Origin of the sequence: Actinosynnema sp. NPDC053489 (assembly GCF_044544865.1) — a bacterium.
Lineage (GTDB): Bacteria > Actinomycetota > Actinomycetes > Mycobacteriales > Pseudonocardiaceae > Actinosynnema.
Map to the genome: position 1 here is coordinate 132,030 of NZ_JBITXT010000002.1, position 19,142 is coordinate 151,171.

A 19,142-nucleotide genomic window follows, 5' to 3' on the forward strand; every position below is an offset into this window, starting at 1 on the left:
GCCACGCGAAGCCGGCCCGCGGCGTGACGCCCGCCGGCCGACCACGTGGACCGACCGGCGGCTGCCCGCGTGAAGGTGCCTGTCGTCAGCGGAACAGGGCGCTGTAGGCGTTGAGCGCCGGTTGGCCGCCCAGGTGGGCGTAGAGCACCGTCGAGTCGCGGGGGATCTCGCCGGTCGTGACCAGTTCCACCAGGCCCGCCAACGACTTCCCCTCGTACACCGGGTCGGTGATCATGCCCTCCAGGCGGGCGCCGAGCCGCATCGCGTCCACAGTGGACTCCCCCGGCACGCCGTAGGTGCCCTCGTGGAACCGGTCGTCCAGCACGACGTCCTCGTCGGTCACCTCGACGCCGAGCAGGCCGGCCGTGTGCTTGGCGATGCGCGTGACCTGGGCGCGGGTGTCGGCCGGTTCGGCGGAGGCGTCGATGCCGATCACCCGGCGACCGCTGCCGGCGAACCCGGCGACCATGCCCGCCTGCGTGCTGCCGGTCACCGAGCACACCACCACGGTGTCGAACCGCACGCCCAGCTCCGCCTCCTGCCGCTCGACCTCGGCCGCCCAGCCGGCGAACCCGAGCCCGCCCAGCGGGTGGTCCGAGGCGCCCGCCGGGATCGGGTACGGCTTGCCGCCCGCCGCGCGCACGTCCTCGATCGCCCGCTCCCAGGCGGGCTTCACGCCGATGCCGAAACCGGCCTCCACCAACCGCACGTCGGCGCCCATCAACCGGCTGAGCAGGATGTTGCCCACCCGGTCGTACACCGCGTCCGGCCAGTCGACCCAGCTCTCCTGCACCAGCACGCACTTCAGCCCGGCCCGCGCCGCCGCCGCGGCCACCTGGCGGGTGTGGTTGGACTGCACGCCGCCGATGGACACCAGCGTGTCGCACCCCGTGGCCAGCGCGTCGGCCACGAGGTACTCCAACTTGCGGGTCTTGTTGCCGCCGTAGGCGAGCCCGGAGTTGCAGTCCTCCCGCTTGACCCACACCCGCGCGCCGCCCAGGTGCCGGGTCAGCCGTTCCAGCTCGTGTACCGGGGACGGGCCGAAGGTCAGCGGGAACCGCTCGAAGTCGCGCAACGCCATGTCAGTTCTCCTCAGCTCGCAGCAGGTCGGCCAACGTCGCCCAGTTCCGCTCGACCAGCCGGGCCGCGAGGTCGGCGTCGGCCGCGGCGAAGGCGGTGACGATCTCGTCGTGCATCGCCACCGAGTGGCGGCCGGTGGGCGCGGCGAACCGCAGCCGTTCGAGGCGGCGCACGAGCGGGGTGTGGCGCTCGATGGTGGCCGCCACGGCGAAGTTCCCGGCCCGTCGCACGGCCACGGCGTGGAACTCGTCGTCGGCGGCGAGGGCCGCGGGCACGTCACCGGTGGCCATGGCGCGCGCGAACGCGGTGTTCGCCGCGCGCATCGCCGCCAGGTCCGCCTCGGCGACGCGCGGCACGGCCAACCGGGCGGCGAGGGCGTGCATGGCCTGGACGACGACGTGCGCGTCACGGACCGCCGCCGTGTCCAACGGCGTGACCCGCGTGTAGCTGTGCGGCTTGCTCTCGACCAGGCCCTCGTCGGCGAGCCGGGCCAACGCCTCCCGCACGGGTGTGCGGGACAGCCCGAGCCGTTCGGCCAGCTCCACGTCCTTGATCGGCACGCCGGGCGCCAGGTCGCCGCCCAGGATCGCCTCGCGGATCGCGGTGAGCGCCTGGTCACGGAGCAACGCCCGACTAATATATTGCATACCGGAGCACGGTAGCCGGTGGGCGAGGTGATCACAACGGCCTGGGGAACCGGGCGGAGCGGGCGGTCAGCGGGGCGTCAGCACGCAGAACTCGTTGCCCTCCGGGTCGGCCAGCACCACCCACGGCACGTCGCCCTGCCCCACGTCGGCCCGCACCGCGCCCCACGCCTCCAGCCGGGCCACCTCGATCGCCAGGTCGCCGTCGGCCGGCGGCACGACGTCCAGGTGCAGCCGGTTCTTCACCGCCTTCGGCTCGGCCACCCGCACGAACTCCAGCGCCGGCCCGGCCCGCTGCGTCAACGACGCGAAGTCGGCGTGCTCGCGGGTCACCGGCAGCCCGGTCGGCCCGGCCCAGAACGCGGCCTGCGCCCGCGGATCCAGCGCGTCCACCACGACCGCCGCCACGGGACCGTTGTCGGCGTACTCGTCGCGCTGCTCCAGCACGCAGAACTCGTTGCCCTCCGGGTCGGCGAGCACCACCCACGGCACGTCGCCCTGACCGATGTCGACCGGCCGCGCGCCCAGGTCGACGGCCCGTGTGACGATCGCCTCCTGGTCCCGCGGCGAGGTCGACGCCAGGTCGAGGTGGATCCGGTTCTTGCCCACCTTCGGGTCCGCGACGGGCACGAACACCAGCTCCTGGCCGTCGGCGAGCGCCACGTCGACCTCGTTCGCGTCCTCGCCCGTGATCGGCTGCCCCAGCAGCGCCGCGTAGAACCGGCCCAGCGCTGCCGGGTCCGCGGAGTCGACCACGACGTTGTGCCACCTCGTCATGGTGCGAAGGTAACGTCTGCCCAATGGCTCAGCTGGTTCTCGGTCCTGTGCTGCGGCACGTCGACCCCACCTCGGCGACGGTGTGGGTCGAGACGGACGACGCGTGCGAGGTCGCCGTCGCGGGCCACCGCGCGGAGACGTTCCAGGTAGGCGAGCAGCACTTCGCCATCGTGGTGGTCGAGGGGCTCACACCCGGCACGACCACGCCGTACGACGTGCGACTGGACGGTGACGTGGTGTGGCCGCCGCCGGGCTACTCGTTCCCGTCGCCGTGCATCCGGACGACGCCGGTGCGGCGGCTGCTGTTCGGGTCGTGCCGCGCCGCCAAGGGCGAGGGCACGCCGGACAAGCTCGGGCCGGACGCGCTGGACACGTACGCGCTGCGGATGAAGGACGAGCCGCGGGAGCGGTGGCCGGAGGCGCTCGTGCTGCTCGGCGACCAGGTCTACGCCGACGAGCCGACCCCCAAGATCACCAAGTGGTTGGCCGAGCGGCGACCCGAGCCGGCCGGCGAGGTGGTGTCGTTCCGCGAGTACGCCGAGCTGTACCACGAGTCGTGGGCCGACCCGGAGATCCGCTGGCTGATGTCGGTCGTGCCGACGTCGATGATCTTCGACGACCACGACATCCGCGACGACTGGAACACCTCGCGCACGTGGCGCGAGCAGATGGCGGCCAAGCCGTGGTGGCCCGAGCGCATCCGGGCGGGCCTCGCGTCGTACTGGGTCTACCAGCACCTGGGCAACCTCAGCCCCGAGGAGCTGGCCGCCGACGACCTGTACGCGAAGGTCCGGTCCGCGGGCGGTGACGTGCAGCCGCTGCTGGAGGACTTCGCCGAGCGGGCCGACCAGGAGGTCGACGGCGGCAAGTCGACGCGGTGGAGCTACCGGCGCGACTTCGGCCGGGTGCGGCTGCTGGTGATCGACACGCGCAGCGGGCGCATCCTGTCCGGGCCGGAGCGGCTGATGGTCGGCGACGGCGAGTTCGACTGGATCGAGGACAACGCCGTCGGCGACTTCGACCACCTGCTGATCGGCTCGTCGCTGCCGTGGCTGATGCCGCACGGGCTGAGCCACTTCCAGTCGCTCAACGAGCGGATGGCGGGGCTGCCGGGGTGGCGCGGCAAGGTCGGCGAGAAGGTGCGGCAGGTCGCGGACCTGGAGCACTGGCCCGCGTTCCGGGCGTCGTTCGAGCGCCTGGCCCGGCTGCTGGAGCGGATCTCGAAGGCCGACGACGCGCCGGGCACGGTGTGCGTGCTGTCCGGCGACGTGCACCACAGCTACGCGGCGCGGGCGACGTTCGCCACGTCGGTGGACGCGAAGGTGTACCAGCTCGTGTGCTCGCCGGTGCACAACGACCCGCCGTGGGTGTTCCGGCCCGCGTTCCGGCTGTCGTGGTCCAAGCCGATCGCGCGCCTGCTGCGGCGGTGGGCCGACCGGCGCGGCATCTCGCCGGACCCGGTGGCGTGGCACAAGCTCAGCGGACCGCACTTCGGCAACTCGGTGGCGATGCTGGAGATCGACGGCCGCGAGGCCCGCTTCCGGCTGGAGACCGCGACCGGCGACGGGTTGACGGAGGTCGCCGCGCTGGCGCTGTGACCCGGGCGCAGGGGTGCGCCCGCCGGCGGAGGGGGGTCGTCGGGACCGCCGGCGGGCGCACGTCTACTTGGTGGCCAGCCTCAGCAACGCCCACAGCTGGGCGATCGCGTCGTGGTCACCGGTGGTGGGCGGCAGGTCGCGGTCGGGGATGCGGCCCCACAGCCAGCGGTAGACCTGCATCGGCGTGCCCGACACGCCGCCGGTGGCCGACGCGGCCTCGTCCTCCGCGACCGGGCGGGCGACCGCCGGCTCCGGGCCGGTCGTGGCCAGCCACACCTTTCCGCCCGCGCGGATCGCCACCGTCCCCTCGCGCGTGCCGCGCACGCCGAGGACGTCCAGCCGGTGGCCGAGCCACAGCGTGAGGATCTCGTCCACGCCGTCCTGGGCCACGTCGTCGTCCACCGGGTCGACCGGCAGCCCGGCCGCCGCCTGCACGTCCATCCGGTGCACGGTGGACTCGTGCGCCAACCGCCGCGCCCAGAAGTTGTGGTTGCGCTCGGCGGGCCACCACGTCTCGCACGGGTCGTCCGGGCCGTGCGCCCGCAACGCCCGCACCAGCGCCGGCACGCCCGAGCGGACGTACTCCGGCAACGCCTGCCCCGGCTCCGGGTCCTGCTGCCACACCAGGGGTTGGCTGCCTTCCCTCAGCCACGTCGACACCATCCGGTACGTGCTGCCCACGTGCCGTGCCGTCTCCCCGAGGTTGAGCCCCGGGCAGGCGGGCACCTGGCGTTCCGGGCGCTGTCCCTCGGCCGCCGCCGCCAGGCGCTCGGCTTCGGCCTCCACCACGTCGATCAGGCGGTCGTAGGCGACCAGTCCCCTGCTCACGGTCCGTCCCTGTAGATGATCTCGTCGACCAGCTCGGTGAACTGCGCCGCTTGGCGCACGAGGTCGTCGGCTGCGCGCTCGGTGACCTGCCTGGTGATGCCCGCCAGCACGGCCGCGCGGGTCGCCGAGCACTCGGCGAAGAACGCGGCCCACTCGCGCAGCTCCGGCGCGAGGGAGGGCAGCAGGACCCACACGCTGGTCGGCTTGGCGCGGCCCCGGTGGGGTCGGCCCCTGGCCGCCAGCACGGCCGCCGCGGCCCGCATCGCGGCCAGGTAGGCCGTGGCGAAGCGGGTGGGCGGGGTCGGGTCCCGCTCGGCCTCGGCCAGGCACTCGCGGGCCCGGCCCAGCAGGGTCACCGCCGACGTCGGTGGTAGCGGGAGGGGGATGCGGCGGGGGAAGGTCTGAGTCATCTCGCGGCCTCCTCGCGGCGTCGGGACAGCGACGACCGCCGCGGGGAGACGGCGGCACTTGGTGGTGGGGCGCTTCCCCCGCCCCACCACCAAGGCATTGCTCGAACATACGTTCGAGCCAGACCAGCCTATCCTGCCGGCCCGGAACTCCTCAACCCGGAGGTCCGTGGTCTCATGAACAGGTGAGCGCACTCGACCACCCCGGCATCCGCAAGGTGGCGGCCGCCCTGTCCGAGGCGGGCCACCACGAAGCCGCGAACGGGATCCGCGTGTTGGCCGACGCCGTCCGCACCGCCGCGGCGGCGGCCGAGGCGGTGGGCGTCCCGGTGGGGGCCATCGCCAACAGCCTGGTGTTCGCCGCCGTCCGCGACGGCGTCCCCGCACCGCTGCTCGTGCTCACCTCCGGCGCGCACCGCGCGGACACCGACAAGCTGGCCGAGCTGGCGGGCGCGGACTCGATCGAACGGGCCACGCCCGCGTTCGTGCGCGAGCACACCGGCCAGGTCATCGGCGGCGTGTCCCCGGTGGGCCACCCCGCGCCGATCAGGACGTTCGTGGACGTCGCGCTGGAGCGGTACGAGGTGGTGTGGGCCGCCGCCGGCCACCCGCACGCCGTCTACCCCACGACCTACGCGGGTCTGCTCGACCTGACCGGTGGCACGCCCGCCGAGGTCGCCCGATGACCGCCGCGCCGTCCCAGCGGATCGTCACGCTGTCCGCGCGGGAGTTGAACGCGCGGCTCGACGAGGCCCTCGCGCTCTACGTCAGCGCCATGGAGTACCCGCCCGGCACCGCCGAGCAGCGCGCGCCCATGTGGTTGGCGCACATGCTGCGCGACGGCTGGCGGTGCGTCGTCGCGCTCGGCGAGCAGGACGAGCTGATCGGCATCGGCTACGGCTACCGCGGTCAGGTCGGCCAGTGGTGGCACGAGCAGGTGCGGCACGGGCTGACGATGGTGTCCGGTCCGCGTGCCGTCGAGGAGTGGATGCGGGACTACTTCGAGCTGACCGAGCTGCACGTCCTGCCGGGCGCGCAGGGGCGCGGTGTCGGGGAGCAGGTGCTGCGGAACCTGCTGGCGGGCGTGTCCAGCTCGCGGGTGCTGCTGTCCACTCCGGAGGGTCCGAGCAGGGCGTGGCGGCTGTACCGGCGGGTGGGGTTCGTGGACGTGCTGCGGCACTACCAGTTCACCGGCGACCCCAGGCCGTTCGCGGTGCTGGGTCGCGCGCTGCCGCTCGATTGATCGAGGCTTTCCAGAGCTGAAAAGCACGTCCTCGCCGGACGGGCAGATCAGCAGGATGACCCCAAGCTCTGTCGGCATCCCCTGACCCGGCGTGGTCCGGTGTCCGTGTCATCCCGCCGACCTCCCGGAGGGCTACCGCACGCGTCAAGGGGGGGGCGCACATCAGTCGCCGATCGGGTATCGGTGAACCAGCCCCCCTTGACACGCGCGGTAGGGCGTTGCCAGGTCGGCGGGATGACACGAACCCCTCCTTTTGAGGGGAAGACCGCGGTGACCTGGCAGCGGCTGCCGACCACGGCCGCCCTCCCAGGTCACCGACATGGCTTTGAAGAAGAGGGCTTCGTGTCATCCCGCCGACCTGGCTCTGCCCAACCACGCGTGTCAAGGGGGCTGTGAACCTCTGCCCGATCGGCGACTGCTGTCCGCCCCCTTGACACGTGTGGTTGCCCTCGTGGAGGTCGGCGGGATGGCACGGAGGCCGGACCACGCTGGATCAGGGGGTTCCCACGAAGGGCCGTCATCCTGCTGATCTGCCCGTCCGGCGAGGACATGCCCTTCGCTCTTTCGAGCGGTCTTCAAGCCTCAGAACGGGGAGACGAAACCCGACGCCTGGAGGTACTTGCCGGCGTTCAGGCCCTCGATGCTGCGCAGCTTCGAGTACACGACCCGGTCCCCGAAGTTGCCCTCCACCGTCCGCACGTGGGTCGCCTTGCGACCCGTCCGGTCGTACTTGACCTCCACGACCAGGCCCACGTGCGCGTGCATGTCCGGGTAGTTGCCGTAGACGACGGCGTCACCGGGTTCGACGTCGCGCTCCGCGATGTCCTTCCACCGGCCGTTGGCCTTGCTCCACTTCTGCCAGTACGTAGCCCAGTGGCCCTGGTCCAGCACCGACCCGCCCGGCGCGGGGCGCATCGACGGCCGGTCCGGCACGCCGGCGGTCGTCCACGCCCAGTTGACGAACACGCCGCACCACTCCGCCGGTCGCAGGATTCCCTGTCCGGGGATCTGGTACTGCGTCGGGTAGTAGTTGCCGGTGCCCTCGCGCTGACCGACCTGGTGCAGGGCGCTGTCCACGATCTCCTGCCGGACGCGCCACTCGGCCTGGTCCCCGAGCGGTTGCGCCTGCGCGGGCGAGCCCGCGACCAGCAGCGCGCCGGTCAGCGCCGCGCCGACAGCGGCTCTCATCGCACGTCCGGTCATCGAGCTCCCCCTACCCTCGTTCGCGCGTCCATCCAACACCGGATCCGGTGACCTCGGCGTGAAACCGAGGTCACCGGGCCGCGATCAGAGCTGCGCGAGCCGCTCCCGAAGGGTGTCCAGCCCCATCGCGCCCATCTCCAGGGCCTGCCGGTGGAACGTCTTCAGGTCGAACGCGTCGCCGTGCCGGGCACGGGCGTCGTCGCGGGCCGCCAACCACAGCCGCTCGCCCAGCTTGTACGACGGGGCCTGCCCCGGCCAGCCGAGGTAGCGGTCGATCTCGTCGCGCACGTGCGCCGGGTCGGTGATGGTCCGGGTCAGCATGAACTCCAGGCCCAGGTCCGGGGTCCACCGCTCGCCCTCGTGGAAGCCGGTGCCCCGGGGGATCTCCAGCTCCAGGTGCATGCCGATGTCGATGATCACGCGGGCCGCGCGGAACAGGTGCGCGTCCAGCATGCCGAGCAGGTCGCCGTCGTCCTCCAGGTAACCCAGCTCGCGCATCAGCCGCTCGGCGTACAGCGCCCAGCCCTCACCGTGGCCGGACACCCAGCACATCAGGCGCTGGAACTCGTTGAGCTTGTCCGCCTGGTAGACGGCGGTGGCGACCTGGAGGTGGTGGCCGGGCACGCCCTCGTGGTAGACGGTCGTGACCTCGCGCCAGGTCGGGAACTCCTCCTTGTCGTCCGGCACGGACCACCACATGCGGCCGGGCCGGGAGAAGTCCGGGGTGGGGCCGCTGTAGTACGCGCCCACGCCACCGCCGGGCGGCGCGATGCGGCACTCCAGCTTCATCAGCTCGTCGGGCAGCTCGAAGTGCACCCCGCGCACGTCCTGCAACGCCCTGTCCGACAGCTCCTGCATCCACGACCGCAGGCCGTCCTTGCCCCGCACCAGGTAGCGCGGGTCGGCGTCGAGCGCGGCGGCGGCCTCGGCGAGCGTCGCGCCCGGCTTGATCCGGTTCGCGACCTGCTTCATCTCGGTCTCGACGCGGGTGAACTCCTCCCAGCCCCACTCGTAGGCCTCGGCGAGGTCGAGCCGGGAGCCGGTGAAGTAGCGGGACTGCAACCGGTACACGTCCTCGCCGACGGCGTCCTTCTTCGGCGCCTTGGCCGCGAGGTCGTCGCGCAGGAACGCGGCCAGGTCGCCGTAGGCCTCGGCGGCGGCCTTCGCGCCCGTCTCCAGCTCGGTGCGCAGCGCGCCGTCGGCCGGCGCGTCGGCGATCAGCGCGGCGAAGAACGACCTGCCACCGGAGCGGCCCGACCACGTGTCGCACTGCTCGGCGACCTTGGTGACCTGCCGCAACGCGGCCACGTGGCCCTGGTCGGCGGCGTGGGCGAGGCCCGCGCGCAGGTTCGCCACCGCGTCCGGCACGGCGGTGAGCCGCTTGGCGATCACGGCCCAGTCGTCGGCGGTGTCGGTGGGCATCTGGTCGAACACCTCGCGCATGGACTGCACGGGGCTGGCGATGACGTTGAGGCTGCCCTCCATGAGGCCGGCCTCGTGCAGCTCGACCTCCAGCCCGATCCGCTCCAGGAACACGGCCTTCGCGTCGGCCTCCGACTCGTCCGCGGGCTCGGCGGCGGTGATCGCGGCGAGGGCGTCGCGGGCGAGCTGCGCGCGGGCGGCGTGGCCCTCCGGCGAGTAGTCCGTGATCCGGTCGTCGTGGCCGGGCTTGCCGATGAACGTCGCGGCCAACGGGTCCGCGGCCGCGTAGTCGGCTACGAACTGGTTGCTGATGCCGTGCACGCCGGCGGAGGAGGTTGACATGCGCCGCACGTTACCTCCGGGTCGCGTCCCGCCAAACAGGTAATTAGCCACGCTCACGATCGTGTACCTCCGGTCGACCCGCGACCGCGGCCGGCAGGATGGCCGCGTGTCCAGGGCCTCCGCGCTGCTCCTGCCGGTTCTCCTCCTCGCGCTGCTGTCGCTGACGGGGTGCGTCCGGCTGCACGCCGCAATGGCGTTGTCCACCGACGACCGCGTGGCCGGCGAGATCGTCGCCGCCATGCCGCCGACCAAGGACAACGACCCCGGTCCGCAGCTCAAGGTGCCGGACAACCTGGCCGGTCGGGTCACCACCAAGCCCTACAAGGCGGACGACTACGTGGGCACGCAGATGTCGTTCTCGGGGTTGACGTTCGACGAGGTGCGGGAGCTGTCGACGGCGACGAGCGCCTCGTCCAGCCGGTACCAGCTGACGTTCCGGCGGTCCGGCGACCTGGTGACGCTCTCCGGCTCGGTCGACCTGACGCAGGTGCCTGCGGAGCGTGCGGACATCCAGGTGAAGATCAGCTTCCCGGGTGATGTCGTTGACACGAACGGGCGAGAAGAGGACAACGCGACGATCGCGTGGAACCCGAAGCCCGGTCAGGCGTCGATGCTGTCGGCGACCGTCCGCTACGAGGGCGCGAACGCGGTGTCCTACTTCGGCTGGACCATGCTGGTCGCCGTGCTGGTCGGCGTGGCCGCGCTGATCGTGGTGGTGCTGGCGCTGGTCGCCCACCGCCGCCACCAGGTCGCCTAGCTAGGCGCGGGCCGGCACCAACCCGAGCCGGCCGACGATCTCGCGCGTCGCCTTCGACCGGTTGAACGTGTAGAAGTGCAGGCACGGCACGCCCTCGGCGAGCAGCCGCTGCCCCGTCTCCGTCACCAGGTCGATGCCCGCCTCGCGGAAGCCCGCCGGGTCGTCGGCGTACGGGTCGAGGCGGCGCGCCACCGCGTCCGGCACCGCCGAGCCCGACAGCTCGACCGTCTTGGCGAGCGTCCGCGGCGTCGTCAACGGCATGAGGCCGGGGATCAGCACGGTGTCGCAGCCGCGCGCGGCCACCCGGTCGCGCAGCCGCAGGAAGTCCTCCGGCTGGAAGAACAGCTGGGCGATCGCGAAGTCCGCCCCGGCCCGCAGCTTGCGCACCAGGTACTCGGTGTCGGAGTCCAGGTCCGCCGACCGCGGGTGGCCGTACGGCGAGGCCGCCACGCCGACGCAGAAGTCGCCCAGCTCGCGGCACAGCCGGACCAGCTCCTCGGCGTAGGTCAGGCCCTCCGGGTGGGCCACCCACTCGCCGTTGGGGTCGCCGGGCGGGTCGCCGCGCACGGCCAGGATGTTGCGCACGCCGACCGCCGCGTACCAGCCGATCACGTTGCGCAGCTCGGCCACCGAGTGGTTGACGAGGGTGAGGTGCGCCATGGGCAGCAGGGTGGTCTCCTGCGCCACGCGCCCGGTGGTGCGGATGGTCCGGTCGCGCGAGGAGCCGCCCGCGCCGTAGGTGATGGACACGAACGCCGGGTCGAAGGCCTCGAGCTCGCGGATCGCGCGCCACAGCACGATCTCCTCGGCCTCGTCGCGCGGGGGGAAGAACTCGACGGAGAACACGGGGGACTTCCCGTGCAGGCGTTCGACCACCGACGTCATGCCACACAGCCTAGAGGTACGTCCGAGGCGTGGGAGACCGCCGTCACCGGATGGGACCAGCCCCCCGGTTGGGCGGCCGGAAGGGCCAGAGGTGACGATAGACGGGTGCCGCCCCACCCGTTGGACCTCGAACTGCCCAAGCACGTCGACGCGGCGCTGGCCGCCTACCTCGCCGACCGCCGGGCCCTGGGTGAGCGCATGGAGGAGAACTTCACCGGCGCCGTCGACGCGCTGGCCGACTTCGTCCTCGGCGGCGGCAAGCGCGTCCGGCCCACCTTCGCGTGGTGGGGCTGGCGCGCCGCGGGCGGCGACCCGGAGGGCGAGCTGGCCGGTGCCGTGCTCACCGCGGTCAGCTCGCTGGAGCTGATCCAGGCGTGCGCGCTGGTGCACGACGACCTGATGGACGCCTCCGAGACCCGTCGGGGCATGCCGACCGTGCACGTCCGGTTCGCCCGCAGGCACCGCGACGAGGGCTGGCTGGGCGAGCCGGAGCGGTTCGGCCTGGCCGCGTCCGTGCTGATCGGCGACGTGGCGCTGGCCTGGGCCGACGACATGCTGTTCGCCGCCGGCCTGCCCACCGACGCCCTCCAGCGGCTCAGCCTGCCGTGGCGGGACATGCGCACCGAGATGCTCGCGGGCCAGTACCTCGACGTGCTCACGCAGGCGCGCGGCGACAGCTCGCCGGACGCGGCGCTGCGCATCGACCGGCTCAAGACCGCCGCGTACACCGTCGAACGGCCGCTGCACATGGGCGCGGCGATCGGCGGGGGGTCGCCGGAACTGGTGGCCGGCCTGCGGTCGTTCGGCCAGGACATCGGGGTGGCGTTCCAGCTGCGCGACGACCTGCTGGGCGTGTTCGGCGACCCGGCGGTGACCGGCAAGCCCGCCGGTGACGACCTGCGCGAGGGCAAGCGGACGCTGCTGGTCGCGCTGGGGATGCGGTTCGGCGCGGACGTGCTGCACGAGGCGCTGGGCAAGCCCGACCTCGACGTGGCCCTGGTGGACGAGGTGCGCGCCCGGCTGCGCGAGGTCGGCGCGGTGGACGCGGTCGAGGAGCGGATCGCCGAGCTGACCGGGTCCGCGCTGCGCGCCCTGGAACGCGCGCCGGTCGCCGAACCCGCCGGGGAGCGGCTGGCGGAGCTGGCGATCAGCGCCACGAAGCGGACCTCCTGACGATGCGCGCGGTCACCGGCCGGACGGACCACGTGGTCGTGGTCGGGGCGGGGCTGGCGGGGCTCTCGGCCGCGCTGCACCTGCTGGGCGCGGGCAGGCGGGTCACGGTGGTGGAGCGCGACGCCGTGCCCGGCGGCCGGGCGGGCAGGCTGGACCTGGGCGGCTACCGGTTCGACACGGGCCCGACCGTGCTGACCATGCCGGAGCTGGTGGACGAGGCGTTCAACGCGGTCGGCGAGTCGCTGGCGGACCGGCTGGACCTGCGGCCCGTGCGGCCCGCCTACCGGGCCCGCTTCGCCGACGGCGGCACGCTGGACGTGCACGCCGACGCCGACGCGATGGAGGCCGAGGTGCGCCGGTTCGCCGGTCCGCGGGAGGCCGCCGGGTACCGGGCGCTGCGCCGCTGGCTGACCGAGCTGTACCGGGTGGAGCGCGACCGGTTCATCGGGGCGAACTTCGACTCGCCGTTCTCCCTGCTCACCCCGCACCTGGCGAAGCTGGCCGCGCTGCGCGGCTTCGGCAGGCTCGGGCCGTCGGTGGCCCGGTTCCTGCGCGACGAGCGGTTGCAGCGGGTGTTCTCCTTCCAGTCGCTGTACGCGGGCGTGCCGCCGCGCAAGGCGCTCGCCGCGTACGCCGTCATCGCCTACATGGACACGGTCGCGGGCGTCCACCACCCGGAGGGCGGGATGCGGGCGCTGCCGGACGCGCTGGCGGCAGCCGCCCGGGACGCCGGGGCGGACCTGCGGTTCCGGACGCCGGTGGCGTGGCTGGAGCGCATCGGCGGCCGGGTCACGGCGGTGCGGACCGCGCACGGCGAGCGCATCGCGTGCGACGCGGTCGTGCTGACCCCGGACCTGCCGGTGTCGTACCGCCTGCTGGGCCACCGCCCGCGCCGGCCGCTGCCGATCACGTGGTCGCCGTCGGCGGTCGTGCTGCACGCGGGCGTGGACCGGACCTGGCCGGAGCTGGCGCACCACACGCTGTTCTTCGGCCGCGAGTGGGACCGGACGTTCGACGAGCTGACCCGGCGCGGCACCCTGATGAGCGATCCGTCGCTGCTGGTCAGCGCCCCTCCGGGGCAGGGGGCGTTCGTCCTGGCGCCCGCGCCGAACCTGCGCGTCGGCCCGATCGACTGGGACCGCGTGGGCCCTGCCTACCGGGACGAGCTGGTCGGCGTGCTGGAGGAGCGGGGGCTGACCGGCTTCGGCGCGGCGATCGAGGTGGAGCGGCTGGTGACGCCGCGGGACTGGGCCGCGATGGGCCTGGCCGCGGGCACCCCGTTCTCGGCCGCGCACACGATCGCGCAGACCGGTCCGTTCCGGCCGCGCAACCTGGTGCTGGACAACGCGGTGCTGGCGGGCTGCGGCACCACGCCGGGCGTCGGCGTGCCGCCGGTGCTGATCTCGGGCAGGCTGGCCGCGCAGCGGATCACCGGCCAGGCGGGCGCCCGGTCACGACGACCGGTGACCGCCCGGCGGGAGCACCTCCCCCGCTGACGCGGCACCCGCCGCGGGAGCACGACGTCCGGACGACCCCCGGCTGGGAGCCGCCCGGACGTGTCGGTCGTCTCGGGGTGGGTGCGTCAGAACCCCAGGGCCTGCGCCCGGCGCTTCACCTCGCGGCCGCGGTCGCCGCGCAGCGCCTCGATGGGCGTGCCGGGCAGGGTCTCGTCCTCGGTGAACAGCCACCGGAGGATCTCTTCGGTCGAGAAGCCGGAGTCGCGCAGCACCGTGATGGTGCCGGGCAGCCCCTTCACCACGCCTCCGGCGGCGAGGAACTGGGCGGGGACGACGAGGACACCGTCACGGCGCTCGGCGAGCAGCTGACCGTCGCGCAGCAACTGGTGGACTCGGTTGATCGGCAGGTCGAGACGCTCGGCGACCTCGGGGAGGGACAGGACCTCCAGGTCGGGAGCCAGCACATCCGCAGCGGCAGGAATCGCACTCACGTGCGTCACGATGCCACAACGACGTGGACGATGCCCTGCGCCAACCGGGTGGTGGCGGTACACCCGCGGGTCGGCTTGCGGACACCCCCTGTTCCCACCGACTTTGACGCGGATCCCACACGCGCGCGTGGGATGCTCCAGCGCACAGCATCGGTCGGCACCACCCACCGTACGATCCACGGCTGTGGAAAGGTCGGCGACGAACGTGATCGGCGGGCTGCTCGAACAACGCTACCGGGTAGGCGCCCTGGTCGCGCGCGGCGGCATGTCCACCGTGTACCGCGGTGTGGACACCCGCCTGGAGCGGACCGTCGCCATCAAGGTCATGGACCCCCGGTTCTCCGCCGACCCGCAGTTCGTCGCGCGGTTCGAGCGGGAGGCGCGCTCGGCGGCGAAGCTGCACCACCCGGGCGTGGTCCAGGTGCACGACCAGGGCGTGGACGAGGACCGCGTCTACCTGGTCATGGAGCTGGTCGAGGGCGGCACGCTGCGCGACCTGCTCAACGCGCGCGGCAAGCTGGACGTGCCGCTGGCGCTGACGGTCCTGGAGAAGGTCCTGTCCCCGCTGGCCGCCGCGCACCGCGCCGACCTCGTGCACCGGGACGTGAAGCCGGAGAACGTGCTCATCGGGCGCGGCGGCGCGGTGAAGGTCGCCGACTTCGGCCTGGTCCGCGCGGTCTCCACGGCCGGGGTGACCAGCGACAGCGTGATCCTGGGCACGGTGGCCTACCTGTCGCCCGAGCAGGTGACGACGGGCACGACGGACGCGCGCAGCGACGTCTACTCGGCGGGCGTGCTGCTGTACGAGATGCTGACCGGCGCGCCGCCCTACGTGGGCGACAACGCGATCTCGGTGGCCTACCGGCACGTGAACGACGACGTGCCGCCGGTGCCGGGCGTGCCCGCCGAGGTCGCCGAGCTGGTGCGCCGGGCCACCCGCAAGGAGCCGTTCCTGCGGCCCGCGGACGCCGAGTCGTTCCTGTCCGAGGTGGAGACGGCGAGGGCGAAGCTCGGCATCGCCACCGTGGACGTGCCGGTGCCCGCCCCGGCGGCCCCCGCCGAGGAGGCCACGGAGCACGTGCCGGCGCCGGTGGGCCCGGCCGAGCAGACCGTGCGCGTCGAGCCGGTGCGGGTGGGCGCGGGAGCGCCGTTCGCCGAGCCGACCGTGCCGGTGCACCGGCCGAACCCGCTGGTGCCCCCGGTGAGCGGCCCGCAGGGCACGAGGGCGATCCCGCGCGCCGAGCTGCTCGCGCCGCCGGAGCCGAAGCCGGTCGGCCCGCAGGCGCAGCCGGTCCGCGCGCGCCCCAAGCGACCGCCGAAGAAGAAGACGCCCGAGCAGCTGTACGAGGAGATGCGGGCGCGCAGCAAGCGGCAGTTCATCACGTGGATCAGCGTCGTGGGCGTGGTCGCGCTCATCGTCGGCGCGGTCAGCTGGTGGCTGGTCGTCGGCCGGGTCACCACCGTGCCGGACATCGTCGGCCAGGACGAGACCGCGGCGACCGCGATGCTGGACGACGCGTCGCTGAAGAAGACGGTGCGGCGGGAGAACAGCGACACCGCGCCCAGCGGCCAGGTGATCAGCACCGACCCGCCCGCCGGGACGAAGGCCAACCAGGGCGACCTGGTGCGGCTCGTGGTGTCCGCGGGCAAGCCGGTCGTGCCGCAGGTCAACGCCGGTGTCGAGGTCGCCGACGCCGAGCGCGAGATCACGTCGGTGGGGCTGAAGCCGCAGCTCAACCCCGCCGAAGACGCGTTCAGCGACCGCGTGCCCAAGGGCAAGGTGGTGACGCTGAAGCCCGCGCCGGGCACGCCGGTGCCGATCGGCTCGGCGGTGACGGTCGTGCTCAGCAAGGGCTCGCAGCCCAAGCCGGTGCCCAGCGTCACGGGCAAGTCGAAGGACGAGGCGTTCGCCGAGCTGAGCGCGGCCGGGTTCGACCCGGTCGAGGGGCCGACCGAGTTCAACGACAAGGTCCCGGGTGGCAAGGTCGTCCGCACCGACCCGCCGGCGGGCACGAACATGCCGCCCACGAACCGCCAGGTGACCGTCATCGTGTCGGCCGACTCGGTGGTCGTGCCGCAGGTCGAGGGCAAGACGGTCAAGGAAGCGAAGAAGATCCTGGAGGACGCGGGCCTCAAGGTCGACGTCCAGTTCAACGGCCGCGACCGCGCCCGCGTGGTGAACCAGTCCGTGCGGGCCGGTGAGCGCGTGCCGAAGAACACCAAGATCACGATCATCGGGGTGTGAGACGGCGGTGGCCCCCGACCCCGGTCGGGGTCGGGGGCCACCGCCGAACCCGAGGGGTCTAGCTGCGCAGCATCTCCGCGACCAGGAACGCCAGCTCCAGCGACTGCTGGGTGTTCAGCCGCGGGTCGCAGGCGGTCTCGTAGCGGCCCGCGAGGTCGAGGTCGGAGATCTCCTGGGCGCCGCCCAGGCACTCGGTGACGTCCTCGCCGGTCAGCTCGATGTGGATGCCGCCCGGGTGGGTGCCCAGCCGCCGGTGCACCTCGAAGAAGCCCTGCACCTCGTCCACGATCCGGTCGAAGTGCCGGGTCTTGTAGCCGGTGGACGACTCGTGCGTGTTGCCGTGCATCGGGTCGCACTGCCAGATGACCTGGTGGCCGGAGGCGGTGACCTTCTCCACGATCGACGGCAGCACGTCGCGCACCTTGCCGTTGCCCATGCGGCTGATCAGCGTCAACCGGCCGGGCTGGTTGTGCGGGTCGAGCCGCTCGACGTACTCGACGGCCATCTCCGGCGTGGTCGACGGGCCGATCTTCAACCCGATCGGGTTGGCCAGCAGCTCGGCGAACGCGATGTGGGCGCCGTCGAGCTGCCTGGTCCGCTCGCCGATCCACAGGAAGTGCGACGACAGGTCGTACAGCCGGGGCTGCTCGCCGTTCGTGTCCAGCCGCAGCAGCGCCCGCTCGTAGTCCAGCAGCAGCGCCTCGTGCGAGGCGAAGATCTCGGTGCTGTGCAGCGAGGCGTCGTTCACGCCGCACGCCGACATGAACCGCAGGCCCCGGTCGATCTCGCCGGCCAGCGCCTCGTACCGCTCGCCGGCGGGCGACTGGCGGACGAAGTCCTTGTTCCAGTCGTGCAGCCGGTGCAGGTCGGCCATGCCCGCGGTGGTCATCGCGCGCAGCAGGTTCATCGCCGCGCCCGCGTTGGCGTAGGCGCGGATCATCCGCGACGGGTCCGGCACGCGCGCCTCGGGCGTGGCGACCAGCGAGTTCACGATGTCGCCGCGGTAGGACGGCAGGCCGAGCGCGTCGATGCCCGACGAGCGCGGCTTGGCGTACTGGCCGGCGATGCGGCCGATCTTCACGACCGGCAGGCTCGCGCCGTAGGTGAGCACGACGGCCATCTGGAGCAGGGTCCGGACGTTCGCGCGGATGTGCGGCTCGGTGTTGTCCGCGAAGGTCTCCGCGCAGTCGCCGCCCTGCAGCAGGAACGCCTCGCCGCGGGCGACCTCGGCCAGGTTGTCGCGCAGCCGGTCGATCTCGGCCGGCACGGTGATCGGCGGCACGCTCTCCAGCACGGCGCGCACGCGGCGCACCTGCTCGGCGTCCGGCCACTCCGGCTGCTGGGCAGCGGGCCTGCCGAGCGCGGCGTCCAACCGGTCGCGCAGCTCGGGTGGGAGGGGCGGAAGCTCGGGAAGCGTGTCCACGGGCACGTCCACGGTCCAGTTCACACGTTAAAGATAGCCGTCCACACTGCAAGACGGACGCGGGTCCGACCTGTGCATTATGTGGACCATGCCCGACACCCGATTGGATGACGACACGACGGCCAGGCTGCTGTCGACCGCGGTGGGGAACGTGCGGCGGGACTACCCCGCGCACTGGTCGCACGTCGTCACCGGTGACGCCGACCTCGTGCCGCTGCGCGTGCTGCACCCGATCTTCGCCGGGTCGTTCGACTGGCACTCGTGCGTGCACCAGACGTGGCTGGCGGTCCGGCTGCTGCGCGTGCGGCCCGGGGTGGCGGGCGCGGACGAGGCCCACCGGGTGCTCGACTCGCTGATCACCGAGGAGAACGCCCGCACCGAGGCGGCGTTCTTCGACGGGCCCGGCGGCGGGTTCTGGGAGCGCCCGTACGGCTGGGCGTGGCTGCTGGTGCTCGACGCGGAGCTGCGCACGTGGGGCTCGCCGTGGGCGGAGGCGCTGCGGCCGTTGAGCGCGGCCCTGCGTGACAGGTACCTCACCAGGGTGACGGCGGCACGGCTGCCGGTGCGCACCGGCACGCACGGCAACACGGCGTTCGCCACCGGGCTGGTGCTCGACGCGGCACGCGCGGTCGGCGACGAGGAGCTGGCGTCGGCGTGCGTCGAAGCGGCGCTGCGGTGGCACCGGGAGGACGCCGGGTACGGCGGGTTCGAGCCGGACGCGGCCGACTTCCTCTCACCGGCCCTGACCGAGGCCGACCTGGTGCGGCGGGTGCTGCCGGCCGACCGGTTCACCGAGTGGTTCGAGGCGTTCCTGCCGCACCTGGAGGACGCGCGCTGGAAGGTGCTGCGCGAGCCCGTGCCCGTGGACGACCCGGCCGACGCCCACGGCTCCCACCTGATCGGCCTGGCGCTGTCGCGGGCGTGGCAGTGGCGCTCGGTCGCCGACGCGCTGCCCGCGGGCCACCGGTACGCCGACCTGGCCCGCGCGGCGGCCGAGGAGCACCGCGAGGCGGGGCTGCGGTACGTGTTCGGGCACGGCTACTACGCCGAGCACTGGCTGGGCACGTTCGCCGCCTACCTGCACCTCGACGCCTTCACCGACCGCTGACGGACCCGTCGGGGGCCGTTCGGACGACGAGCCCCCGGCGTCACGGGGGCGCCGGGGGC

Annotated in this window: 18 protein-coding genes; 8 read left to right on the forward strand and 10 right to left on the reverse strand. The window is 73.2% G+C overall.

What is annotated here, in order from left to right:
* Positions 1-85 precede the first annotated feature (85 nt).
* The 3 genes from ACIGNX_RS03570 to ACIGNX_RS03580 all read right to left on the reverse strand — a co-directional run bounded on the left by ACIGNX_RS03570 (position 86) and on the right by ACIGNX_RS03580 (position 2,501).
* Entirely contained in the window at positions 86-1,081 is a 996-nt protein-coding gene (locus tag ACIGNX_RS03570; protein WP_396535911.1) for a 1-aminocyclopropane-1-carboxylate deaminase, read from the reverse strand.
* Position 1,082: 1 nt separating this feature from the next.
* Positions 1,083-1,727, reverse strand: a complete 645-nt coding sequence (locus ACIGNX_RS03575) for a GntR family transcriptional regulator (RefSeq protein WP_396535913.1) — start codon at positions 1,725-1,727, stop codon at positions 1,083-1,085.
* A 66-nt stretch (positions 1,728-1,793) separates the two neighbouring features.
* Positions 1,794-2,501, reverse strand: coding sequence for a VOC family protein (locus ACIGNX_RS03580; protein WP_396535915.1), 708 nt, complete (start codon positions 2,499-2,501; stop codon positions 1,794-1,796).
* 23 nt (positions 2,502-2,524) lie between these two features.
* On the opposite strand from ACIGNX_RS03580, the gene ACIGNX_RS03585 reads away from it, so the two are divergent.
* Positions 2,525-4,099 carry an alkaline phosphatase D family protein gene (locus ACIGNX_RS03585; protein ID WP_396535917.1) on the forward strand — a complete coding sequence of 525 codons (1,575 nt, stop codon included), beginning with the start codon at positions 2,525-2,527 and terminating at the stop codon, positions 4,097-4,099.
* 63 nt (positions 4,100-4,162) lie between these two features.
* Here ACIGNX_RS03585 and ACIGNX_RS03590 read toward each other — a convergent pair whose 3' ends face one another.
* Complete coding sequence (locus ACIGNX_RS03590) at positions 4,163-4,927, reverse strand: maleylpyruvate isomerase N-terminal domain-containing protein (protein WP_396535919.1); 765 nt, start codon at positions 4,925-4,927, stop codon at positions 4,163-4,165.
* Positions 4,924-5,337 (reverse strand): SAV_6107 family HEPN domain-containing protein, encoded by a 414-nt coding sequence (locus tag ACIGNX_RS03595; protein WP_396535921.1) that lies wholly within the window; start codon positions 5,335-5,337, stop codon positions 4,924-4,926. Before ACIGNX_RS03595 ends, ACIGNX_RS03590 begins: the two co-directional genes overlap by 4 nt.
* Positions 5,338-5,519: 182 nt before the next feature.
* Here ACIGNX_RS03595 and ACIGNX_RS03600 point away from each other — a divergent pair, with 182 nt between their 5' ends.
* On the forward strand, positions 5,520-6,020 hold the full coding sequence (locus ACIGNX_RS03600; RefSeq protein ID WP_396535923.1) for a YbaK/EbsC family protein: 501 nt from the start codon (positions 5,520-5,522) through the stop codon (positions 6,018-6,020).
* The gene (locus ACIGNX_RS03605; RefSeq protein WP_396535925.1) at positions 6,017-6,577 is read left to right on the forward strand and encodes a GNAT family N-acetyltransferase; all 561 of its coding nucleotides are present in this window, start codon (positions 6,017-6,019) and stop codon (positions 6,575-6,577) included. Before ACIGNX_RS03600 ends, ACIGNX_RS03605 begins: the two co-directional genes overlap by 4 nt.
* Positions 6,578-7,159: 582 nt before the next feature.
* On the opposite strand, the gene ACIGNX_RS03610 is transcribed toward ACIGNX_RS03605, so the two are convergent.
* Together ACIGNX_RS03610 and ACIGNX_RS03615 are read right to left on the reverse strand one after the other, a co-directional pair.
* Positions 7,160-7,765 (reverse strand): CHAP domain-containing protein, encoded by a 606-nt coding sequence (locus tag ACIGNX_RS03610; RefSeq protein WP_396535927.1) that lies wholly within the window; start codon positions 7,763-7,765, stop codon positions 7,160-7,162.
* A 99-nt stretch (positions 7,766-7,864) separates the two neighbouring features.
* The gene (locus ACIGNX_RS03615; protein WP_396535929.1) at positions 7,865-9,544 is read right to left on the reverse strand and encodes a DUF885 domain-containing protein; all 1,680 of its coding nucleotides are present in this window, start codon (positions 9,542-9,544) and stop codon (positions 7,865-7,867) included.
* 106 nt (positions 9,545-9,650) lie between these two features.
* Here ACIGNX_RS03615 and ACIGNX_RS03620 point away from each other — a divergent pair, with 106 nt between their 5' ends.
* Positions 9,651-10,301, forward strand: a complete 651-nt coding sequence (locus ACIGNX_RS03620) for a DUF3153 domain-containing protein (RefSeq protein ID WP_396535931.1) — start codon at positions 9,651-9,653, stop codon at positions 10,299-10,301.
* Here ACIGNX_RS03620 and ACIGNX_RS03625 read toward each other — a convergent pair whose 3' ends face one another.
* Positions 10,302-11,186, reverse strand: coding sequence for a methylenetetrahydrofolate reductase (locus tag ACIGNX_RS03625; protein ID WP_396535933.1), 885 nt, complete (start codon positions 11,184-11,186; stop codon positions 10,302-10,304).
* 105 nt (positions 11,187-11,291) lie between these two features.
* On the opposite strand from ACIGNX_RS03625, the gene ACIGNX_RS03630 reads away from it, so the two are divergent.
* Positions 11,292-12,359 carry a polyprenyl synthetase family protein gene (locus tag ACIGNX_RS03630; RefSeq protein ID WP_396535935.1) on the forward strand — a complete coding sequence of 356 codons (1,068 nt, stop codon included), beginning with the start codon at positions 11,292-11,294 and terminating at the stop codon, positions 12,357-12,359.
* Positions 12,360-12,361: 2 nt separating this feature from the next.
* Positions 12,362-13,855, forward strand: coding sequence for a phytoene desaturase family protein (gene crtI, locus ACIGNX_RS03635; RefSeq protein ID WP_396535937.1), 1,494 nt, complete (start codon positions 12,362-12,364; stop codon positions 13,853-13,855).
* A gap of 86 nt (positions 13,856-13,941) precedes the next feature.
* On the opposite strand, the gene ACIGNX_RS03640 is transcribed toward crtI, so the two are convergent.
* Positions 13,942-14,307, reverse strand: coding sequence for an Rv2175c family DNA-binding protein (locus tag ACIGNX_RS03640; RefSeq protein ID WP_396535939.1), 366 nt, complete (start codon positions 14,305-14,307; stop codon positions 13,942-13,944).
* A gap of 184 nt (positions 14,308-14,491) precedes the next feature.
* Here ACIGNX_RS03640 and ACIGNX_RS03645 point away from each other — a divergent pair, with 184 nt between their 5' ends.
* Positions 14,492-16,552 carry a PASTA domain-containing protein gene (locus ACIGNX_RS03645; protein ID WP_396535941.1) on the forward strand — a complete coding sequence of 687 codons (2,061 nt, stop codon included), beginning with the start codon at positions 14,492-14,494 and terminating at the stop codon, positions 16,550-16,552.
* A gap of 58 nt (positions 16,553-16,610) precedes the next feature.
* Here the strand turns inward: ACIGNX_RS03645 and ACIGNX_RS03650 are convergent, their stop codons facing one another.
* Positions 16,611-17,999, reverse strand: coding sequence for a class II 3-deoxy-7-phosphoheptulonate synthase (locus ACIGNX_RS03650; RefSeq protein WP_396535943.1), 1,389 nt, complete (start codon positions 17,997-17,999; stop codon positions 16,611-16,613).
* A gap of 64 nt (positions 18,000-18,063) precedes the next feature.
* Between ACIGNX_RS03650 and ACIGNX_RS03655 the strand changes: the two genes are divergently transcribed.
* Positions 18,064-19,083: a DUF2891 domain-containing protein gene (locus tag ACIGNX_RS03655; protein WP_396535945.1), complete on the forward strand. Its 1,020-nt coding sequence runs from the start codon at positions 18,064-18,066 to the stop codon at positions 19,081-19,083.
* Positions 19,084-19,142 lie beyond the last annotated feature (59 nt).

Bases quoted from the DNA above. Each gene is read 5' to 3' on its own strand.
- ACIGNX_RS03615 (WP_396535929.1), bottom strand. From the start codon at position 9,544: ATGTCAACCTCCTCCGCCGGCGTGCACGGCATCAGCAACCAGTTCGTA.
- ACIGNX_RS03595 (WP_396535921.1), bottom strand. From the start codon at position 5,337: ATGACTCAGACCTTCCCCCGCCGCATCCCCCTCCCGCTACCACCGACG.
- ACIGNX_RS03575 (WP_396535913.1), bottom strand. From the start codon at position 1,727: ATGCAATATATTAGTCGGGCGTTGCTCCGTGACCAGGCGCTCACCGCG.
- ACIGNX_RS03605 (WP_396535925.1), top strand. From the start codon at position 6,017: ATGACCGCCGCGCCGTCCCAGCGGATCGTCACGCTGTCCGCGCGGGAG.
- ACIGNX_RS03585 (WP_396535917.1), top strand. From the start codon at position 2,525: ATGGCTCAGCTGGTTCTCGGTCCTGTGCTGCGGCACGTCGACCCCACC.
- ACIGNX_RS03570 (WP_396535911.1), bottom strand. From the start codon at position 1,081: ATGGCGTTGCGCGACTTCGAGCGGTTCCCGCTGACCTTCGGCCCGTCC.
- crtI (WP_396535937.1), top strand. From the start codon at position 12,362: ATGCGCGCGGTCACCGGCCGGACGGACCACGTGGTCGTGGTCGGGGCG.
- ACIGNX_RS03625 (WP_396535933.1), bottom strand. From the start codon at position 11,186: ATGACGTCGGTGGTCGAACGCCTGCACGGGAAGTCCCCCGTGTTCTCC.
- ACIGNX_RS03655 (WP_396535945.1), top strand. From the start codon at position 18,064: ATGCCCGACACCCGATTGGATGACGACACGACGGCCAGGCTGCTGTCG.
- ACIGNX_RS03610 (WP_396535927.1), bottom strand. From the start codon at position 7,765: ATGAGAGCCGCTGTCGGCGCGGCGCTGACCGGCGCGCTGCTGGTCGCG.
- ACIGNX_RS03580 (WP_396535915.1), bottom strand. From the start codon at position 2,501: ATGACGAGGTGGCACAACGTCGTGGTCGACTCCGCGGACCCGGCAGCG.